The 19,103-nt window shown below is 72.3% G+C and carries 21 protein-coding genes; 6 read left to right on the top strand and 15 right to left on the bottom strand.

Annotated elements, in window-relative coordinates; translation table 11 throughout:
* The first annotated feature begins 271 nt into the window (after positions 1 to 271).
* Positions 272 to 1,294: a M4 family metallopeptidase gene (locus ABTY56_RS17455; protein WP_350629674.1), complete on the top strand. Its 1,023-nt coding sequence runs from the start codon at positions 272 to 274 to the stop codon at positions 1,292 to 1,294.
* Between the two features lie 162 nt (positions 1,295 to 1,456).
* Positions 1,457 to 1,723 (top strand): protealysin inhibitor emfourin, encoded by a 267-nt coding sequence (locus ABTY56_RS17460; RefSeq protein WP_189918000.1) that lies wholly within the window; start codon positions 1,457 to 1,459, stop codon positions 1,721 to 1,723.
* 143 nt (positions 1,724 to 1,866) lie between these two features.
* Here the strand turns inward: ABTY56_RS17460 and era are convergent, their stop codons facing one another.
* The 5 genes from era to ABTY56_RS17485 all read right to left on the bottom strand — a co-directional run bounded on the left by era (position 1,867) and on the right by ABTY56_RS17485 (position 4,340).
* Positions 1,867 to 2,796, bottom strand: a complete 930-nt coding sequence (era, locus tag ABTY56_RS17465) for a GTPase Era (protein WP_350523910.1) — start codon at positions 2,794 to 2,796, stop codon at positions 1,867 to 1,869.
* 56 nt (positions 2,797 to 2,852) lie between these two features.
* Positions 2,853 to 3,020, bottom strand: a complete 168-nt coding sequence (locus ABTY56_RS17470; protein WP_350629675.1) for a hypothetical protein — start codon at positions 3,018 to 3,020, stop codon at positions 2,853 to 2,855.
* A gap of 129 nt (positions 3,021 to 3,149) precedes the next feature.
* Positions 3,150 to 3,503: a cytidine deaminase-like protein gene (locus tag ABTY56_RS17475; protein WP_350629676.1), complete on the bottom strand. Its 354-nt coding sequence runs from the start codon at positions 3,501 to 3,503 to the stop codon at positions 3,150 to 3,152.
* 28 nt (positions 3,504 to 3,531) lie between these two features.
* Positions 3,532 to 4,077, bottom strand: a complete 546-nt coding sequence (locus ABTY56_RS17480; RefSeq protein ID WP_350629677.1) for a DUF4383 domain-containing protein — start codon at positions 4,075 to 4,077, stop codon at positions 3,532 to 3,534.
* 26 nt (positions 4,078 to 4,103) lie between these two features.
* Complete coding sequence (locus tag ABTY56_RS17485) at positions 4,104 to 4,340, bottom strand: hypothetical protein (protein ID WP_350629678.1); 237 nt, start codon at positions 4,338 to 4,340, stop codon at positions 4,104 to 4,106.
* 180 nt (positions 4,341 to 4,520) lie between these two features.
* Here ABTY56_RS17485 and ABTY56_RS17490 point away from each other — a divergent pair, with 180 nt between their 5' ends.
* The 3 genes from ABTY56_RS17490 to ABTY56_RS17500 all read left to right on the top strand — a co-directional run bounded on the left by ABTY56_RS17490 (position 4,521) and on the right by ABTY56_RS17500 (position 5,967).
* A complete protein-coding gene (locus tag ABTY56_RS17490; RefSeq protein ID WP_350629679.1) occupies positions 4,521 to 5,144 on the top strand; it encodes a Crp/Fnr family transcriptional regulator in 624 nt (207 codons plus the stop codon).
* 39 nt (positions 5,145 to 5,183) lie between these two features.
* Positions 5,184 to 5,621, top strand: a complete 438-nt coding sequence (locus tag ABTY56_RS17495) for a hypothetical protein (protein WP_350629680.1) — start codon at positions 5,184 to 5,186, stop codon at positions 5,619 to 5,621.
* A gap of 82 nt (positions 5,622 to 5,703) precedes the next feature.
* The gene (locus ABTY56_RS17500) at positions 5,704 to 5,967 is read left to right on the top strand and encodes a hypothetical protein (protein ID WP_350629681.1); all 264 of its coding nucleotides are present in this window, start codon (positions 5,704 to 5,706) and stop codon (positions 5,965 to 5,967) included.
* Between the two features lie 58 nt (positions 5,968 to 6,025).
* On the opposite strand, the gene ABTY56_RS17505 is transcribed toward ABTY56_RS17500, so the two are convergent.
* From ABTY56_RS17505 to hrcA, 10 genes are all read right to left on the bottom strand, one after another.
* Positions 6,026 to 7,351 (bottom strand): hemolysin family protein, encoded by a 1,326-nt coding sequence (locus tag ABTY56_RS17505; RefSeq protein ID WP_350629682.1) that lies wholly within the window; start codon positions 7,349 to 7,351, stop codon positions 6,026 to 6,028.
* A 19-nt stretch (positions 7,352 to 7,370) separates the two neighbouring features.
* Positions 7,371 to 7,865 carry an rRNA maturation RNase YbeY gene (gene ybeY, locus ABTY56_RS17510; RefSeq protein ID WP_030061268.1) on the bottom strand — a complete coding sequence of 165 codons (495 nt, stop codon included), beginning with the start codon at positions 7,863 to 7,865 and terminating at the stop codon, positions 7,371 to 7,373.
* Positions 7,866 to 7,879: 14 nt separating this feature from the next.
* Positions 7,880 to 8,920 carry a PhoH family protein gene (locus ABTY56_RS17515; protein ID WP_350629712.1) on the bottom strand — a complete coding sequence of 347 codons (1,041 nt, stop codon included), beginning with the start codon at positions 8,918 to 8,920 and terminating at the stop codon, positions 7,880 to 7,882.
* A 260-nt stretch (positions 8,921 to 9,180) separates the two neighbouring features.
* A complete protein-coding gene (locus tag ABTY56_RS17520) occupies positions 9,181 to 10,104 on the bottom strand; it encodes a ribonuclease Z (RefSeq protein WP_350629683.1) in 924 nt (307 codons plus the stop codon).
* A 6-nt stretch (positions 10,105 to 10,110) separates the two neighbouring features.
* Positions 10,111 to 10,464: a histidine triad nucleotide-binding protein gene (locus tag ABTY56_RS17525; protein ID WP_350523903.1), complete on the bottom strand. Its 354-nt coding sequence runs from the start codon at positions 10,462 to 10,464 to the stop codon at positions 10,111 to 10,113.
* 52 nt (positions 10,465 to 10,516) lie between these two features.
* On the bottom strand, positions 10,517 to 11,269 hold the full coding sequence (locus tag ABTY56_RS17530) for an RDD family protein (protein ID WP_350629684.1): 753 nt from the start codon (positions 11,267 to 11,269) through the stop codon (positions 10,517 to 10,519).
* A gap of 133 nt (positions 11,270 to 11,402) precedes the next feature.
* Positions 11,403 to 14,669 carry a S41 family peptidase gene (locus ABTY56_RS17535; protein WP_502893142.1) on the bottom strand — a complete coding sequence of 1,089 codons (3,267 nt, stop codon included), beginning with the start codon at positions 14,667 to 14,669 and terminating at the stop codon, positions 11,403 to 11,405.
* A gap of 133 nt (positions 14,670 to 14,802) precedes the next feature.
* Positions 14,803 to 15,552, bottom strand: a complete 750-nt coding sequence (locus ABTY56_RS17540) for a 16S rRNA (uracil(1498)-N(3))-methyltransferase (RefSeq protein WP_350629685.1) — start codon at positions 15,550 to 15,552, stop codon at positions 14,803 to 14,805.
* Between the two features lie 78 nt (positions 15,553 to 15,630).
* Complete coding sequence (gene dnaJ, locus ABTY56_RS17545; protein ID WP_350629686.1) at positions 15,631 to 16,770, bottom strand: molecular chaperone DnaJ; 1,140 nt, start codon at positions 16,768 to 16,770, stop codon at positions 15,631 to 15,633.
* Between the two features lie 73 nt (positions 16,771 to 16,843).
* On the bottom strand, positions 16,844 to 17,878 hold the full coding sequence (gene hrcA / locus ABTY56_RS17550) for a heat-inducible transcriptional repressor HrcA (protein WP_350629687.1): 1,035 nt from the start codon (positions 17,876 to 17,878) through the stop codon (positions 16,844 to 16,846).
* Positions 17,879 to 18,180: 302 nt separating this feature from the next.
* Between hrcA and htpX the strand changes: the two genes are divergently transcribed.
* Complete coding sequence (gene htpX, locus ABTY56_RS17555) at positions 18,181 to 19,101, top strand: zinc metalloprotease HtpX (RefSeq protein WP_350629688.1); 921 nt, start codon at positions 18,181 to 18,183, stop codon at positions 19,099 to 19,101.
* Positions 19,102 to 19,103 lie beyond the last annotated feature (2 nt).

Genomic DNA, 19,103 nt, shown 5'->3' on the forward strand with positions numbered 1-19,103 from the left:
ACTGGCCGGCCTCTGCTGCCGCTCGCGACCCACCGTCGGATCGCCGATTGCGCACAGCTCGTTCCCCGCGGCGAGGGAGCCGGCCCCAGTGGACTACAGGCCCTCGACGCGGCAGCTAAGAAGAAGCAGCCCGTTGCGCATGATGAGCCCCAGCGTAACCCAGCGCCGCGCGCCCCCGAAGTGATCCGGGCTTCCGTTCCACTCCTTGAGACGCCGACTGGTCATGTCAAGGGTGGTGACAACAGGTCATACAAGCCTCACCCTGGGCCACATGACTGCAGCAGTACCGATCTGCACGATCGTCCCGCCGTACGTCCTCGACCGCCTCGCCGAGGCCGGTCACGAAGCCGCCGTCCACTCCCTCGCGCTCGACGCCGCACACCGTGCGGCCCGGCTCTCCCCGCCCCGGCCCACCGCCGGCGCCCCCGGCCTCAACCGGGTGATCTCCGACGCCGCCCACGGCCAGCGGCTGCCCGGCCGCACCGCGCGCACCGAGGGCCAGGCGGCGGCCTCCGACGCCTCCGTCAACCACGCCTACGACGGCCTCGGCGCCACCTTCGCGCTCTACGCCGACGCCTTCGGCCGGCACTCCATCGACGACCACAACCTGCGGCTGGACGCCAGCGTCCACTACGCCCGCAACTACGACAACGCCTTCTGGAACGGCCACCAGATGGTCTTCGGCGACGGCGACGGCGAGATCTTCGGCGACTTCACCGCCTGCATCGACGTCATCGGCCACGAACTCACCCACGGCGTCACCCAGTTCACCGCCGGACTGGACTACCAGGACCAGCCCGGCGCGCTCAACGAGTCGGTCTCCGACGTCTTCGGCTCGCTGGTCAAGCAGTACGCGCTGCGCCAGAGCGCCGCCGACGCCGACTGGCTGATCGGCGCCGGGCTGCTGGCCCCCGGCGTCCAGGGCGTCGCGCTGCGCTCGATGAAGGCGCCCGGCACCGCCTACGACGACCCCAGGCTCGGCAAGGACCCGCAGCCCGCGCACATGCGGGACTACCTGGAGACCGCCGAGGACAACGGCGGCGTGCACATCAACTCCGGCATCCCCAACCACGCGTTCTACCTGCTGGCCACCGCCCTCGGCGGCTCGGCCTGGGAGCGCGCCGGGCGGATCTGGTACGACGCGCTGACCGGGCGCACGCTGCCCGCCGACGCCGACTTCACCGCCTTCGCCCGGGCCACCGTGGCCGCCGCCAAGGCCCGCTACCCCGACCAGTCCTCGATCGCGGACACCGTCACGGCCTCGTGGGCGCAGGTCGGGGTCAGCCCGGGGTGACCCGGGCGGGCGGGTTTCCGGGCCGGGCGGGCAGGTTCCGGGCGGGGCGGGCGGAGGTCGTCGGACGACACGAGAGTGGTTGAGACCGGGTTGAGGTGCGCTTAAGGTCACGGTCCGGGAAAAGCGCCGCAAAAGCCTTCCCTGCGTAGCACCATGGACACCATGCGTATCCAGGTGACCCGGACCGGCGGCTTCGCCGGAATCGTCCGCCACGCGGAGCTCGACACCGCCGAGCGCACGGACGCCCCGCACGTCCACGCCCTCGCCCGCGAGGCCGTCGCGGGCGGGCTGCGCGCCCCCTCGTACGGGGTGCCGGACGGTTTCCACTACGAGATCACCGTCGACGGCCGGACGGTGTACTGCGCCGACCCGAAGCTCACCGACTCCCAGCGGGAGCTGGTGTCGCTGGTGCTGCGCGAGGGCGCGTAGCACTTCCCCCCGGCTCCCGGGTGCGCAACTCCCCCGCGCCGCAGCCCCGCTGACGCCGCGCCCGGCCGGACACGACGAGGGCCCGCCCGGACGCCACGGCGTCCGGACGGGCCCCGGGTGTCCCCGCGGCTCGAACTCCCCGGTCAGAAGCCGAGCTTGCGCAGCTGCTTCGGGTCGCGCTGCCAGTCCTTGGCGACCTTGACGTGCAGGTCGAGGTAGACCGGCGTGCCGAGCAGCGCCTCGATGTGCTTGCGGGCGGTGGTGCCGACGTGCTTGAGCCGCGAGCCCTTGGCGCCGATCACGATCGCCTTCTGGCTCTGCCGCTCGATGTAGACGTTGGCGTGGATGTCCAGCAGCGGACGGTCCGCCGGGCGGCCCTCGCGCGGGAGCATCTCCTCGACCACGACGGCCAGCGAGTGCGGCAGCTCGTCCCGCACGCCTTCCAGCGCGGCCTCGCGGATCAGCTCGGCGACCATGATCTGCTCGGGCTCGTCGGTGAGGTCGCCGTCCGGGTAGAGCTGGTCGCCCTCCGGCAGCAGCTTGGTGAGCAGGTCGGCGACCAGCTCCACCTGCTTGTCGCCGACCGCGGAGACCGGGATGATCTCGGCCCACTCGAAGCCCAGCTCGATGCCGAGCTGGTGGATGGCGATCAGCTGCTCGGCCAGGCGCTTGGAGTCGACCAGGTCGGTCTTGGTGACGATGGCGACCTTCGGGGTCTTCTTGATCCCGGCGATCTCCTTGGCGATGAACTTGTCGCCGGGGCCGATCTTCTGGTCGGCGGGCAGGCAGAAGCCGATCACGTCGACCTCGGCCCAGGTGGTGCGGACCAGGTCGTTGAGGCGCTCGCCGAGCAGCGTGCGCGGCTTGTGCAGACCGGGGGTGTCGACCAGCACGAGCTGGGCGTCGGGGCGGTGCACGATCCCGCGCACGGTGTGCCGGGTGGTCTGCGGGCGGTCGGAGGTGATCGCGACCTTCGTCCCCACCAGGGCGTTGGTCAGGGTCGACTTGCCCGCGTTGGGCCGGCCGACGAAGCACGCGAACCCGGAGCGGTACGAGGAGGAAGGGGCATTCATGGGCTCCATTCTCCCTGATCACCGGAGCCCCGCCGTCCGGGGTCACCCCGAGGGGGTCAGCCCTTCTTCCCGCCCTTGCCGTTCGCGGGGATCAGCGAGACCACCACCAGCACCAACAGGAAGCCCAGCGAGCCGAACAGCCAGGCCGGCGAACCGCTCTCCTGCCACTTCCCCAGCCCCATCACGAACAGCAGCAGCCCGGCGAAGAACGCCACCGCCCCCATGCCCCAGCCCCCTCACCGAGTCCACTCCCCCGGTGAGATTATCTGCAGAAACCATGGGGGCAACCGCGCCGGGCCACCGAAACCGAGAACGGCCGACCGACCCGAAGCCTCCCGCGCCCCCGGCGCCCCTCAGCGCGCCTCGGCCGCCACCCGCAGCACGCCGTCCGGACCGGCCAGCAGCACCGGCGTCCCGGCCCCGCCCAGGTCCCGCACGGCCGCCAGATCGGACTCGGCCGGCTGCTCCGCCTCGCTCACCACGGCCGCCGCCTCCAGCGACCTGGCACCGCTGGCCACCGCCATCGCCACCGCCGTCTGCAGCGCGCTCAGCCGCAGCGACTCCAGGGCGACCGTCCCGGCCACGTAGGTGCGGCCGGTCTCGTCACGCACCGCGGCCCCCTCGGGGACGCCGTTGCGGGCGCGGGCCGAGCGGGCCAGGGTGATGATCTTCTTGTCTTCGGGATCGAGCTCGACGATGTCACTCATGCCGCCGAGCATAGGCACCTCTCCCGGATCAGTGGCCGACCGGGTGGGTGGGGCCCGGGTTCGGGTTCATGACCTTGACGAAGGTCTTCGGGCCGGACGGCATCGGCACCTCGCGCTCGGCGCGCTGACGCCAGTACGGGTTGTCGTGCGGCAGGTGGCTGCTCACCCGTCCGTACATCCCGAAGGTCGTCAGCACGACCCCGAAGACGAACGCGAACAGCACGTTCGACATCCGGAAGTTGAGGATGTTGGCGTCCGGGCGCCCCAGCACCGTCAGGCCGTAGAAGCCGGACAGCACGAACAGCACGCCCACCACCATGTTCAGGTTCGCGGCGAAGTTCCCGCCGATCACCGCCCCCACCACCAGGATCGCGCCCGCCACGATGGACAGGACGGCCAGCGCGCCGTTGGTCGACAGCCCCACGACCTGATCGCCCCGCGTGTCGAGGAACCCCGGGTGGTCGGCGACCCCCAGGGCCCCGAACACGATCAGGAAGACCCCCCCGAGCCCCGCCCCGATCCGCCAGACCGTGACGAGCTTGTGGTCGACGGGCAGTTCGTCTTGCAGCTTCATGGCGACCTCCAGAGCTCGGCCACGGCCTAGCTGTAGGGATGGCTCCCCTGCATGTGCGGCGTCTCGTGCATGTAGAGCGAGCCGCACTGCTGGCAGCAGCGCAACCCGGTGCCCCACTCCTGCTCGGGCCGCGTCTCTGCGTCGTCAGGCATGGTCCGGCCACAGAGCGCCGTCGACAGGTCCTCGTCCCGCACCACGTGCCAGGACTTGACTCCGCCGGCCGCCCCCTGCGGGCCGTACTCCGCGCGAAGTTTGTGCGTCATGCCCTCCATGGTCCAAGCCTGGTCGCGCCCCGGCAACCCCAGGGCGACCAGGCCGTCCCCACATCGCCCCATCTCCACCCGAGCGGATACTTGCACAGAGCAAAGTGGAGATCTACACTCAGCATTGTGGAGAACACCCCTTCCAGGAGTGGAAGACCACTCCTTACACAAGAAGAGCTCGTGGAGCTCGAAGAACTCGGCAAACCGATCTCGTATCCCACCGGGAGCGTCCTGTTCGGCGAGGGGGAGGAGACCGACTTCGCCCTGCTGATCCGCAAGGGCCTCGTCAGGATCCAGACGGGGACCCCTTCGCGCATCGTCGCGATTCGCGGCGAGAGCGAGATGGTCGGCGAGATGGCGGCCGCGAACAGAAAGCCCCGCTCGGCCAGCGTCTACGCCATGAACCCGGTCGAGGCCCTCTACATCTCGGCGGCCAACTGGCTGCGGTTCCTCTACGACCACCCCCGGGCCATGCACGCCCAGCTCGTCGCCGCCGAAGAACGGTTGAACGAGGCGACACGGAAGAGCGTCGAGTCCTTCCTCGGCGTCGAGCAGCGGCTGGCCAAGGTGCTGGTCGAGTTCGAGGGCAAAGGCGCCGGCGCTGTCCAGGACGGCCGGTTCGCGCTACAGCTCAGCCAACGCGAACTCGCCGACGTCGTGGGCGCTTCGCGGGAAACGGTCGTCCAGGTCGTTCGGGCGCTGAAGGCACGGGGGATCGTCACCACCGGCAGGCAGACAACGATCATCGAGAACCTGGAAGCGCTGCGCGGGATCGCGAGCGGTGATCAGACGGCCTCTCCCTGACGTTACGGGGTCGGCTCCGCATCCACGAAGGGACGGCCAGTGCGCGAGAAAGAACCTGCGGGCGTTCTCCGACACCCGCTGATCCGCGAACTGGTCGCCCTCGATCTCCCGGCCGATGACTACGTCATCTTCGGCAGCGGTCCACTGCTCGCGCACGGCATCCGCACCGAACTGGGAGATCTCGACCTGGTCGCCCGGGGATCGGCATGGCAACGGGCCGAACAGACCGGGACACCGTGCCGTGGCGCGGTCACCGGGGGTCTCGGCTACCAGTTCGACGGCGGCCGGATCACCGTCTTCCCCAACTGGATCTCACCGGACTGGGACACCGACGACTTGATCGATCACGCCGAGGTCGTCGACGGCCTCCGGTTCGCCCGGCTCAAGGACGTCCTGGCGTACAAGCAACAGCTTCGCCGCCCGAAGGACGTCGTCGACATCCGCACCATCATGCGATTCGTGACGGAACACCGCTGACCGCCGTCCCGCTCGCAGTCCGCCGCCGGATCACCGGCGGCATTCCGGCACCTTCCGACCCGGACCACGTGTGAGGGCCCTGATGTCCAGCTCCAGCATGGCACCCGATACACCCCACCAACCCTGCGTCAGGTGCGCCCGACGGGCGCACCGCCACAGCCGGGTCAAGCAGCGGCTGAGGGTCACCGCCCAGGCCGTGACCGGTGTGATCACCGCGGCGAACATCGGAGCGGCGGTGACGTTGCTCCTCCTCGGTCGACCGGACGAGGCGAGCGCCTGCGCCGCCGTCGCCAGCGCCGGCCTGACCACCGGCAAAGCCCTGACACGGGACAAGCACGAGGAGTGAGAACGCGAAGCCCCCTGCCCGGAGCCCATCAAGGCATCGGGCAAGGGGTCCCCCGCCGCTACTCGCCCGCCGCCGCCTCGGGTTCGTCGGTCGCGCGGACCGGGGAGGCGACCATCGAGCCGATCCGGTTGCGGCGCCCGGCCGAGGACTCGGCGGTCAGGAGGATGCCGGTCAGGTCGCCGTCGGCCGGCTCCGGCAGCGGGATCTCGCAGGCGGAGCCGGGGATCGGCACCCGGCCGAGGTGCTTGGCCAGCAGGCCGCCGACGGTCTCGACGTCCTCGTCCTCCAGCTCGATGCCGAACAGCTCGCCCAGGTCCTCCACCAGCAGGCGGGCGGTGATCCGGTACGAGCCGTCGCCGAGGTCCTCGACCGGCGCGATCTCCCGGTCGTACTCGTCGGTGATCTCGCCGACGATCTCCTCCAGGACGTCCTCGATCGTGACGAGGCCGGCCGTGCCGCCGTACTCGTCGATCACGATCGCCACGTGCGAGCGGCGCTGCTGCATCTCGCGCAGCAGGTCGCCGGCCGGCTTGGAGTCCGGGACGAAGACGGCCGGGCGCATCACCGCGCCGACCTCCTCGGCCTCGGCCTCCCGGTTGATGTGGGTGCGCCGCACCAGGTCCTTGAGGTAGACGATGCCGACCACGTCGTCCTCGTTGTCGCCGACCACCGGGATCCGTGAGAAGCCCGAGCGCAGCGCCAGGGTGAGCGCCTGCCGGACGGTCTTGTGCCGCTCGATCATCACCAGGTCGGTGCGCGGCACCATCACCTCGCGCACGATGGTGTCGCCCAGTTCGAAGACCGAGTGCACCATCCGGCGCTCCTCGTCCTCGATCAGGTCGTCCTTCTCGGCGAGGTCCACCAGGGCCCGCAGTTCCGCCTCGGAGGCGAACGGCCCCTCCCGGTAGCCCTTGCCCGGGGTCAGCGCGTTGCCGAGCAGGATCAGCAGCCGCGGGATCGGGCCGAGCACGGCGGCCAGCGGCAGCAGCACGAAGGAGGACGCGGTCGCCGTGGTGAGCGGGTGCTGGCGCCCGATCGTGCGCGGCGAGACGCCCATCGCGACGAAGGACACCAGCACCATCACGCCGAACGCCAGCAGCACGGCCTGCCAGGTCGGGCTGACGTTGCGCACGCACACCACGGTGACCAGGACGGCCGCCGCCATCTCGCTGGCGACCCGGATCAGGGTCGCCAGGTTGAGGTAGCGGATCGGGTCGGAGGCCAGGGTCAGCAGCCGTGCCGAGCCGCGTCGGCCGACCCGCACGGCCTCCTCCGCCCTGAACCGGGAGACCCGGGAGATGCCCGCCTCGGCGCACGCGGCCAGCCAGCCGAGCACGACGAGCAGCACGGCACCCAGGATGAAGCTCGTACTCTCACCACTCACAGGGGTTCGGGCTCCGCGCTCAGTGGGTGGTGGGGGCCGGGGAGATGCCGCCGAGGCCGCGGCCCGCCCGCCAGTCGTCCAGGATGCGCTTCTGGAGGGCGAACATCTCCTCCTCCTCCTCGGGCTCCTCGTGGTCGTAGCCGAGGACGTGCAGCACACCGTGCACGGTGAGCAGCTGCAGCTCCTCGTCCATCGAGTGCTTCGAGGGGGCGGCCTTGCCCTGCTGCTCGGCGACCTCGGGGCAGAGCACGATGTCGCCGAGCAGGCCCTGCGGGAGTTCCTCGCCCTCCTTGCCGGGACGCAGCTCGTCCATCGGGAAGGACATCACGTCGGTGGGTCCGGGGAGGTCCATCCACTGGATGTGCAGCTCCTCCATCGCCGCACCGTCCACCAGGATCACGGACAGTTCGGACTGCGGGTGGATCCGCATCTTGTCCAGTGCGAAGCGGGCGACGTCGAGGATGGCTTCCTCATCGGCGTCCCAACCGGACTCGTTGGCGATGTCGATCGACATGACGGGCTGTGTGCTCAGCTTTCGGTGCGATGGGACTGTCGGGGTGCTCGGGGTGCCCGGGGCGCCGTGGCCTTGCCCGGGCGCCGCTGGGCGGGCTTGCGGGGAGCGGTTCCGCTCTCCTCGGCCTCCTGGCGGGCGTCCCAGCGCTCGTAGGCGTCCACGATCCGGCCGACCAGCTTGTGGCGGACCACGTCCGTGCTGGTGAGGACGGAGAAGTGGATGTCGGGCACGTCGGCCAGGATCTCCTGGACGACCTTGAGGCCGCTCCTGGTGCCGCCCGGGAGGTCGATCTGGCTGGTGTCGCCGGTGACGACCACCCGGGAGTTGAACCCGAGGCGGGTGAGGAACATCTTCATCTGCTCGGGCGAGGTGTTCTGGGCCTCGTCGAGGATGATGAAGGCGTCGTTGAGGGTGCGGCCGCGCATGTACGCGAGCGGCGCGACCTCGATGGTGCCGGCCGCCATCAGGCGCGGGATGGAGTCCGGGTCCATCATGTCGTGCAGCGCGTCGTAGAGCGGGCGCAGGTACGGGTCGATCTTCTCGTAGAGGGTGCCGGGCAGGAAGCCCAGCCGCTCCCCCGCCTCGACCGCCGGGCGGGTCAGGATGATCCGGTTGACCTCCTTGGCCTGCAGGGCCTGCACGGCCTTGGCCATCGCCAGGTAGGTCTTGCCGGTGCCGGCCGGGCCGAGGCCGAAGACGATCGTGTGCTTGTCGATCGCCTCGACGTAGCGCTGCTGGTTGAGGGTCTTGGGGCGGATCGTGCGGCCGCGGTTGGACAGGATGTTCGCGGTGAACACCTGGGACGGCGCCGGGCTGTCCGGGTCCTGCTCCTGGCCGCGGAGCATGGCGATGGAGCGCTCCACGGAGTCCTCCGTCAGGGGCTGGCCGGTGCGCAGCACCAGCATCATCTCGTTGAAGAGCTTCTTGACGAGGGCGACCTCGGCACGCTCCCCGGTGGCGGTCACCTCGTTGCCGCGGACGTGGATGTCGGCGGCGGGGAAGCCCTGCTCGATCACGCGCAGCAGCGAGTCCGCCGTACCGAGCAGGGTGACCATCGGGTGCTTCTCGGGGATGACGATCCGGGCGCTGACGCGGCCGTCGTCGGCCGGTTCGGGGCGCGACTGTCCATTGGTACGGGTCTGCGATGTGTCACTCATAGGTCGGCGCTGGGGCCTGCCTCATCCCATCCGTGGTGTCGTGTGCCGCTCGGTGTCTCCGGGGCACCAGGGTACGCCGCGGGCGTGATCGCCGCGGCGGGCGGCGGGGCCGCACCCGTCGATGCTGCGGCAGTTCGCGGAACGGCGCGAGCCCTTTTTCACGGCTGGCGGCGGGCGGGGACGGGCACCCGGGCGAGGTCGGCGGCCAGCACCAGCTCCCCGTCGAAGTGCTTGCGGGCGTCGGCCAGGTGCTGGCCGAGGTCCGGGTAGCGCTGGGAGAAGTGGGTCAGCACCAGCGTGCGCGCGCCGGCCTCGGCGGCGACCTTGGCGGCCTGCCCGGCGGTGAGATGGCCGTGCTCCTCGGCGAGGCGGGCGTCGGCGTCGGTGAAGGTGGCCTCGACGACCAGCAGGTCGGTGCCCTCCGCGAGGGCGTGCACGCCCTCGCAGAGCCGGGTGTCCATCACGAAGGCGAACTTCTGGCCCGGGCGGGGCTCGCTGACCTCGTCCAGGGTCACCCGGCGGCCGTCCGCCTCGACCGCGCCCTCGTGCTGCAGCCGGCCCACCGCCGGGCCCCGGACGCCCAGGGCGGCGAGCCGTTCGGGCACCAGGCGGCGGCCGTCCGGCTCGGACAGCCGGTAGCCGAAGGACTCCACCGGGTGGTCCAGTCGTACCGCGTCCAGCGCGAAGCGGGCGCCGGGCGCGGGCAGCGGCCCCGGCTCGTCGATCGGCCGGGGCCGCAGCACGGCGGTCTCGTGGTACGCGGTGGCGTGCCGCAGCCGCTCGAAGTAGACCTCACCGGAGGCCGGGAAGTACACGTCCACCGGGTGCGGGACGCGGTCCAGGTTGATCCGCTGGATCACCCCCGCGAGGCCCAGGCAGTGGTCGCCGTGGAAGTGGGTGACGGCGATCCGGGTGATCTGGGTGGCCGTCACCCCGGCGTGCAGCATCTGGCGCTGGGTGCCCTCGCCGGGGTCGAACAGCAGCCCCTCGCCGTCCCAGCGCAGCAGGTAGCCGTTGTGGTTGCGGTGCCGGGTGGGCACCTGGCTGGCGGTGCCGAGGACGACGAGTTCGCGCTGGGACACCTGGGATCAGACCATGCTCTCGGTCATGCGGGTGCCGCCGAGCACGTGGACGTGGGCGTGGAAGACGGTCTGCCCGGCGCCCGCACCGGTGTTGAAGATCAGCCGGTAGTCCGTGATGCCCTCGTCCTCGGCCACCCGGCCCGCCTCGGCGAGCAGCTCGCCGGCGATCTCCGGCTCGGCGGCGGCCAGCGCGGCGGCGTTCGGGTAGTGGACGTGCGGGATGACCAGGACGTGCACGGGGGCCTTGGGGGCGATGTCGCGGAAGGCGAGGGTGCGCTCGGTCTTGCGCACCACGGTCGCCGGGATCTCGCCCGCCACGATCTTGCAGAACAGGCAGTCGGGCTGCGGCTCGCCAGCCATCGGCTACTCCTCGGGATCGGTACGTCGGGTGGTGGGGCCGTACGGGCGCAGCCTAGCCGAGCCCGGCCACGGCCTGCCGGTACTCCTGCAGGTGCTTCCAGCGCACCGCGCGCATGCCGACGATGTCGCCGTCGTCCAGGTCGAAGTCCTCGGAGATCAGCGCCACCGCGAGGAAGACGAAGCCGAGCAGCCAGCGCCTGGTGAGCCGCCACATGTTGGGCCGCATCACCCGCTTGGTGCGCACCACCCGCATCGCCAGGACCGCCTTGCCGACGCTGAAGCCGACGAGGCGGGCGAGCACCACCTGGTTGAGGAAGGACACGGCGAGACCGACGACGAGCAGCGCCACGAAGTACGGCACGGCCGGGCCGCCGCTCTGGACGGTGTGGCCGGCCACGTGACGGACCTTCGGGCGGCTCGCGGCGTTGGCGGCGACGAAGCCGAGACCGACCGCGAGGAAGAAGTCGAGCACGATCGCCAGGAAGCGCCGGCCGCCGCCCGCCTCCTTGGGGCACGGCGGCAGCGCCGCGGCCGGCTGCAGGTGCTGCGGCTGCTGCGGGTAGGGGTTGGGGTAGGGGTCAGGCTGACCGTACTGCGGCTGCGGCTGCCCGTACTGCTGGGGCTGCCCGTACTGCGGCTGCGGCTGCCCGTACTGCTGCTGCGGCGGCGGCTGCTGGTGGCCCTGCGGCGCGTACCCCTGCGGCGGGTACGGCTGCGGTTGCTGCTGGTAGGGCGGGTACGGCTGCGGTTGCGGCGGTCCGTAAGGGTTCTGGTCGTACTGCGGCGGCGGATAGCCCTGCGCCATGGTGATTCCCCCGAAAGCTGTGGATCAAGAAGCAGCCCCGCATCCTACCCACGCCCCGGAGCGGAAAGTCGGCCCTTGCGACTTCCCGCTCCGGGGCCCGCCGTCCCCGAACCGGCGGGCCGCGCCGGTGCCGCTACCGCCAGGGCAGCGGCGGCGCGGTGCGGGCCGGGGTCCCCGCGAGGGCGGCGAGGGCGATCCGCACGCCCTCGGCGAGCTGCGGGTCCTCGCCGGCCGCCCAGTGGTGCGGGGCGATCGGCACCTCGACGTCCGGGTCGACGCCGTGGTTCTCCACGCCCCAGCCGTAGTTCTCCAGCCAGAACGCGTACTTGGGCTGGGTGACCAGGGTGCCGTCGACCAGCCGGTAGCGGCTGTCGATGCCGATCACCCCGCCCCAGGTGCGGGTGCCGACCACCGGGCCGATCCCGAGTGCCTGGATGGCGGCGTTGACGATGTCGCCGTCCGAGCCGGAGTCCTGGTCGGCGAGCGCGACGACCGGCCCGCGCGGGGCGTCGCCGGGGTACGGCACCGGGCTGTCGGTGTCCCGGCTGACGTTCCAGCCGACGATCCGGCGGGCGAGCTTCTCGATCACCAGCTGCGAGGTGTGGCCGCCGCGGTTCTCCCGGATGTCGACGATCACGCCCTCCTTGGCCATCTCAGAGCGCAGGTCGCGGTGGATCTGGGCCCAGCCGGTGGTCTGCATGTCGGGGACGTGCAGGTAGCCGAGCCGGCCGTCGGACAGTTCGCGCACGGCGGCCCGCCGGCCGGCCACCCAGTCGTGGTAGCGCAGCGCCTCGTCGTCGGCGAGCGGGACGACCACCGGGTGGCGCCGGTCGGTGCCGTCCTTGCCGGCCACGGTGAGTTCCACCGGCTGCCCGGCGGTGCCGGCCAGCAGCGGGGCGGGGCCGGTGACCGGGTCCACCAGGCGGCCGTTGACCGCCAGGACGGCGTCGCCCGGGCGGATCGCGGCACCGGGCGCGGCCAGCGGCGAGCGGGCCCTCGGGTCGGAGGACTCGCCGGGCAGGATCCGGGCGATCCGCCACTGCTCGCCGTCCTTCACGAGGTCCGCGCCGAGCAGGCCCTGGCGCCGGGCGGGCTCGGCGTGTTGGCCGTAGGGGATCACGTAGGCGTGCGAGGTGCCGAGTTCGCCGTGCACCTCCCAGAGCAGGTCGACCAGGTCGTCGTGCGAGCCGACCCGCTCCACCAGCGGCCGGTAGCGCTCCAGGACGCCGGCCCAGTCCACGCCGGCGAGGTCGGGGCGCCAGAAGTTGTCCCGCATCAGCCGGCCGTTCTCGGCGAACATCTGCCGCCACTCGGCGGCCGGGTCGACGGTGACGCGCAGCCGGGCGAGGTCCACGGCGGTCTCGTCGTCCTCGCCGGCGGCCTTGTGGTCGGCCGGGACGATCCGCAGCTCGCCCTCGTCCAGCACGGCGACCCGGCCGCCGTCCCCGCTGACCGCGAAGCCGTCGACGTCGTGCACCAGCTGCTCGACCCGGCGCTTCTTCAGGTCGAAGCGCTCCAGCACCGGCCGGGGCCGTTCGTCCTCCAACGAGGCCGCCTCGTCGCCGAGTTCGCCGAGCAGCGGAACCCTGGTCCACAGCACGCCGTCCTTGGCGGCCCGCAGGGTGCCGAACAGGCCGCCCTCGACCGGGAACGGGACGATCCGGTCGGCGATGCCGTCCAGGTCCACCCTGGTCACCGGCGCCGAGTCGGTGCCGCCCTCCTCGCCGTCCGCCTTCTTGGCCCGGGGCTCGTCCTCCTCGCCGCCGAGCGGGCGCCCGGCCCGCTGCGGCCCGAACGGGGACGGCGTGTCGGCGGCCAGGGTGATCAGGTACGGGCGGCAGCCGTTGGGGAACGACAGGTCGAAGACGTGCGAGTCGTAGACCGGGTCGAAGTTGCGCACCGACAGGAACGCCAGGTAGCGGCCGTCCGCGGTGAAGGCCGGCGAGGTGTCGATGAAGCGCTGCTGGGTGGCCTCGCTGACGGTGCGGGTGGCCAGGTTGGCCAGCACGATCTGGCGCAGCGAGTACGGGCCCAGGCCCGGCACCGGCCGCGACCAGGCCAGCCAGGCCGAGTCCGGGCTGAAGACCAGCCCGCCGACCTCGCCGTCGGTGCTGCGGTCCAGCTCGTGCACGGTGCCGTCGGCGAGCGCCACCAGCAGCACCCGGCCGTCGTGCACGCCGAGCGCGGCGTGCTTGCCGTCCGGGGAGACGGCCAGCGAGTTGACCCGGCCGAGCTGTCCGGCGGCCAGCCGGCGGCGCTCGGCGCCGTGCACGGCGGGCGCGAACTCCAGGGCGTCCTCGCCCTCGGCGTCGGACACCCACAGCACGCCCTGGGAGCCGTCCTCGCCGGGCACCACCCGGACCAGGCGTCCGCGCACGCCCGGCGTCTCGTCCAGCACCCGGGCCGGGCCCTCGCGGTGGGTCAGCCAGTGCACGCTGCCGCGCACCACGACGGCGCTGGCCCGGCCGGTGCGGTCGGGGGCGACGGACTCCAGCCAGTGCGCGGCGGGCACCGGGCGGGGGCGGCGGCCGGTGCGCGGGCCGGCCAGCCGGACGTCCAGGCGGCGCGGCTCGGCCCCCTCCAGGTCGTCCAGCAGCCAGACGTCACCGGCCCGGTGGAACACCACCCGGGTGCCGTCGGTGGCGGCGTTGCGGGCGTAGAAGCCGTCCGGGTCGGTGGTGTGGCGGCGCAGGTCGGAGCCGTCCGGGAGGCTGGACCACAGCTCGCCGACGCCCTCGTGGTCGGACAGGAACGCGATCCTCCCTCCTTGCCCGCCATCGGGCAGGAGGGGCCCAGCGACCCACAGCGGCGAGGACAGCTGGCCGTCCACCTCCGCGTGGACGCGCACGAACTCGTCCCGGCCCAGCCACAGCTTGCCGGCCCGGCCGCCCCGGTAGCGCTTCCACCAGGCCGGTTCGCGGATCGCGGCGCTCGCCAGCAGCACCCGGTCGCCGCCCGGCTCGAAGGCGATCCCGCCGATCGGCCCGTACGGCAGCCGCACGGGCTCGCCGCCGTTCAGCGGCACGGCGTGCGCCCAGGTGCGGCGCAGGGTGGCCTGGCCGGCGGTGGTGGTGGCGATCGGGCGGCCGTCGGCCGTCCAGCCCTGCACCCGGGTCTGGCCGCTGCCCCAGTGCGTGAGCCGGCGGGACGGGCCGCCGTCCACCGGCACCACGTGCACCTCGGGCGCGCCGTCCCGCGCGGAGGTGAAGGCGATGTGCCGCCCGTCCGGGGAGAACCGGGGGTCGTGGACCGGCAGGTGGTCGGCCGTCAGCCGCCAGGCCCGGCCGCCCTCCAGCGGGGCGAGCCACAGGTCGTTCTCGGCGACGAAGGTGACCAGGTCGCCGTGCAGGTGGGGGTGGCGCAGGTAGGCGCCCGCGGGGGTGCTCAGGGAGTCCGTCACGCGGCCAGCGTAGGCACGTACGCGTACGAGCCGCCGGGCTTTTCGGCAGAGTCGGGCCGGTCGGGCGAGCCCGCTGGACGCTGCCGCGGGGTCGTAGTACGGGCCCCGGCCGGGTGCGGGGCCGGACCGGGCCTCAGGCCCAGCGGCCGGTGCGCCCGAGCAGCAGCGCGCCGGCGGCCACCCCGGCGGTGGAGGTGCGCAGCACCGAGGGCCCCAGCCGGTACGGCGCGGCGCCCGCCTCGGCGAACGCGGCCAGCTCCTCCGGGGAGACCCCGCCCTCCGGGCCGACCACCAGCACGACGTCGCCGCCCTCGGGCAGCGCGGCGTGCGCCAGCGGCGCGGCGCCCTCCTCGTGCAGCACCGCGGCGAACGCGGCCCGCGCCAGGACGGGCGCCAGCTGCTTGGTGGTCATCGGGTCGTGCACCTCGGGGAAGCGCAGCCGGCGGGACTGCTTGCCCGCCTCGCGGGCGGTGGCCCGCCACTTGGCGAGCGCCTTGGCTCCGCGCTCGCCCTTCCACTGGGTGATGCAGCGCGAGGCAGCCCACGGGATCACCGCGTCCACGCCGACCTCGGTCATGGTCTCGACGGCCAGCTCGCCGCGGTCGCCCTTGGGCAGCGCCTGGACGACGACGATCCGCGGCGCGGGCTCCGGCTCGCGGCGCACCGCGGCGACCGCCACGTCGATCGCGTCCTTGCCGAGCACCTCGGCGACCGTCCCGTCCACGCCGAGCCCCAGCCCGTCGGCGAGGGTCACCGCCTCGCCGGCCGTCAGCCGCTTCACGGCGGCCGCGTGCCGGCCCTCCGGGCCGTCCAGGCGCACCAGGGTGCCGGGCGCGGCGGCGGCGATCCGCTCGGTCTCGACGACGAAGACGGGCGCGGTCATGCGGGGAACCTCCGGGAGGGGGTGGAACGGGAACGCGAAAGGGGTGCCGGGCGAGCCCCGGCACCCCTTCGCGGACGGCTACCGGCCGTTGAAGGCGTCCTTCAGGCGGGAGAACAGGCCCTGCTGGCCCGGCGCGAACTGGCCGGACGGCCGCTCCTCGCCGCGCAGCACCGCGAGGCGGCGCAGCAGCTCCTCCTGCTCGGGGTCGAGCTTGGTGGGCGTCTTCACCTCGACATGCACTATCAGGTCGCCCCGGCCGCCCCCGCGCAGGTGGGTGATGCCCCGGCCGTGCAGCGGGATCGACTGGCCGGACTGGGTGCCGGGCCGGATGTCGACCTCCTCCAGGCCGTCCAGGGTCTGCAGCGGCACCTGGGTGCCGAGCGAGGCCGCCGTCATCGGGATGGTGACGGTGCAGTGCAGGTCGTCCCCGCGCCGCTGGAAGATGGCGTGGGTGGTCTCGGCGATCTCGACGTACAGGTCGCCGGCCGGGCCGCCGCCGGGGCCGACCTCGCCCTCGCCGGCCAGCTGGATCCGGGTGCCGTTGTCGACACCGGCCGGGATCTTGACGGTCAGGGTGCGACGGGCGCGGACCCGGCCGTCGCCGGCGCACTCCGGGCACGGGGTCGGCACGACGGTGCCGAAGCCCTGGCACTGCGGGCAGGGCCGGGAGGTCATGACCTGGCCCAGGAAGGACCGGGTGACCTGGGAGACCTCGCCCTTGCCGCGGCACATGTCACAGGTCTGCGCGGAGGTGCCGGGGGCTGCGCCCTCGCCGCTGCAGGTGGTGCAGGTGACGGCGGTGTCGACCTGGAGTTCCTTGGTGGTGCCGAAGGCGGCCTCCTCCAGGGTGATCTCCAGCCGGATCATGGCGTCCTGTCCGCGGCGGGTGCGCGAGCGCGGCCCGCGCTGGCCGGCCGCGGCGCCGAAGAAGGCGTCCATGATGTCGGAGAAGCCAAAGCCCGCCGCGCCCGCGCCGAAGCCGCCCGCGCCACCGCCGCCCGGGGACAGCGGGTCGCCGCCGAGGTCGTAGACCTGGCGCTTCTGCGGGTCGGAGAGCACCTCGTAGGCGGCGTTGATCTCCTTGAACCGCTCCTGCGTCTTCGGGTCCGGGTTGACGTCCGGGTGCAGTTCGCGTGCCAGGCGCCGGAACGCCTTCTTGATCTCGTCCTGCCCCGCATCCCGTCGGACGCCGAGTACCGCGTAGTAGTCCGTGGCCACCAAATGCTCCGCTTGTTCCGCCTGTAGTAGTGCTGAGACTGGACGCCATTGGTTGTCCAACGGCGACTGTTTGCTACGACTCGGCCAGGATCTGGCCCACGTACCGCGCCACCGCCCGCACCGCCCCCATTGTGCCCGGGTAGTCCATCCGGGTCGGACCGATCACACCCAGTTTGGCCACGCTCTCGTCGCCCGAACCGTAACCGACGGACACGACCGAGGTGGAATTCAGCCCTTCGTAGGCGTTCTCCCGCCCGATCCGGACCGTCATCGCGGCGTCGTTGGTCTCACCCAGGAGGCGGAGCAGGATGACCTGCTCCTCCAGGGCCTCCAGCACCGGCTGGATGGTGAGCGGGAAGTCGTGGCCGAAGCGGGTGAGGTTTGCCGTGCCGGCCAGCATGATCCGCTCCTCGTTCTGTTCCGCGAGCGTCTCGAACAGTGTCGCCAGGACCGTGCTGACGGTCGGCCGGTCGGCCTGCTCGAACATCGCCGGGAGCTCCTCCAGCACGCCCGGGACCTCGGGGAGGCGACGGCCGGCGGCTCTGGTGTTGAGCGCCGTCCGCAGCTCCGCCAGGACGGTCTCGCCGACCGTACCCGGGCAGTCGACCATCCGCTGCTCGACCCGGCCGGTGTTGGTGATCAGCACCAGCATCACCTTGGCCGGGGCCAGCGCCACCAGCTCGATGTGCCGGACGGTCGAGCGCGTCAGCGACGGGTACTGCACCACGGCGACCTGCCGGGTCAGCTGGGCGAGCAGCCGCACGGTGCGCGCGACCACGTCGTCCAGGTCGACCGCGCCGTCCAGGAAGTGCCGGATCGCCCGGCGCTCGGGGGCGCTCATCGGCTTGATCTCGGCGAGCTTGTCGACGAAGAGGCGGTAGCCCTTGTCGGTCGGGATGCGGCCGGCGCTGGTGTGCGGCTGGTGGATGTAGCCCTCCTCCTCCAGCGCCGCCATGTCGTTGCGGACGGTCGCCGGCGAGACCCCGAGGTTGTGCCGCTCCACCAGGGCCTTGGAGCCGACCGGCTCCTCGGTGCCCACGTAGTCCTGCACGATCGCGCGGAGCACGGCGAGCTTGCGGTCGTCCAGCTGGCGGACCTCACCGGCCATGGGGCACGCACCTCCGTCTTCGCACGTTGTCCGTCTGTGTCCCTGTGTGTCCCTGTGTGCTGCAGCGGGCCGCTCCGGGAGGCCCCGACCTTGGCACTCTGAACACCCGAGTGCCAAAACCGTACCTGCCAGTGTAAGGCCCGGGTCCTACGGCAGGAACGGCCCGACCGGCGTGATCCTGCCCGCAGTTCCGGGTACGGCCCGCGAGGCGGCCACCGTTCACCGGTTCCCGGCGCGCGAGTGGTGCTCCGGGGCCGTCCGGGTGGGAGCATCGGAAGCGACGGCGAATGGAGGAGCAAGCGATGTCGAGCTCGGGCCAGCACACCCGTTTCGCGCCCGACCGCGGCCTGACCGGCCGCATGGTCGTGACGATGTTCGTGATCGGGCTGCTGTACGTCGGTTTCACCGGCCTGCTGATCGCGCTGCTGCGCGGCGCCTGGCCGCTGATCGTCCTGATCTCCGGCGGGCTGTTCGTGGCCCAGTTCTGGTTCAGCGACAAGATCACCGAACGGGCCATGGGCGCCCACCAGGTGACCCCGGAGGAGTTCCCCCAGCTGCACGGCACGATCGACCGGCTCTGCGCCCTGGCCGACATGCCCAAACCGCGCGTGGCGGTCGCCGACAACGACATGCCCAACGCCTTCGCCACCGGCCGCAACCCGCAGAACGCGGTGGTCTGCGTGACCACCGGCCTGCTGCGCCGGCTGGAGCCGGAGGAGCTGGAGGGCGTCCTCGCGCACGAGCTGTCCCACGTCGCCCACCGGGACGTCGCGGTGATGACGATCGCCGGCTTCCTCGGCGTGCTCGCCGGCGCGATGACCCGGATCGCCGTGTACGGCGGGTTCATGGGCGGCGGGCGCAACAACAACGACCAGAACGCGGCCATCGTGGCCCTGATCATCCCGCTGGTCTCGATGGTCGTGTACGCGATCAGCTTCCTGCTCACCCGGCTGCTGTCCCGCTACCGCGAGCTGGCGGCCGACCGCGCCGCCGCCCAGCTCACCGGCCGGCCCAGCGCGCTCGCCTCGGCCCTGACCAAGGTGACGGGGCAGATCGCGGCCATCCCCAGCAAGGACCTGCGCCAGGCGCAGCCGTACAACGCCTTCTACTTCGCCCCCGCGCTGAGCGCGCGGGAGACCGCCACGCAGCTGTTCTCCACCCACCCGACGCTGGAGAAGCGACTGGCGCAGCTGGCGAAGATCACCGAGCAGCTGGGCCGCTGATC

Source organism: Kitasatospora sp. NPDC097691, from assembly GCF_040302665.1.
In the GTDB taxonomy this organism is placed as follows: Bacteria; Actinomycetota; Actinomycetes; order Streptomycetales; family Streptomycetaceae; genus Kitasatospora.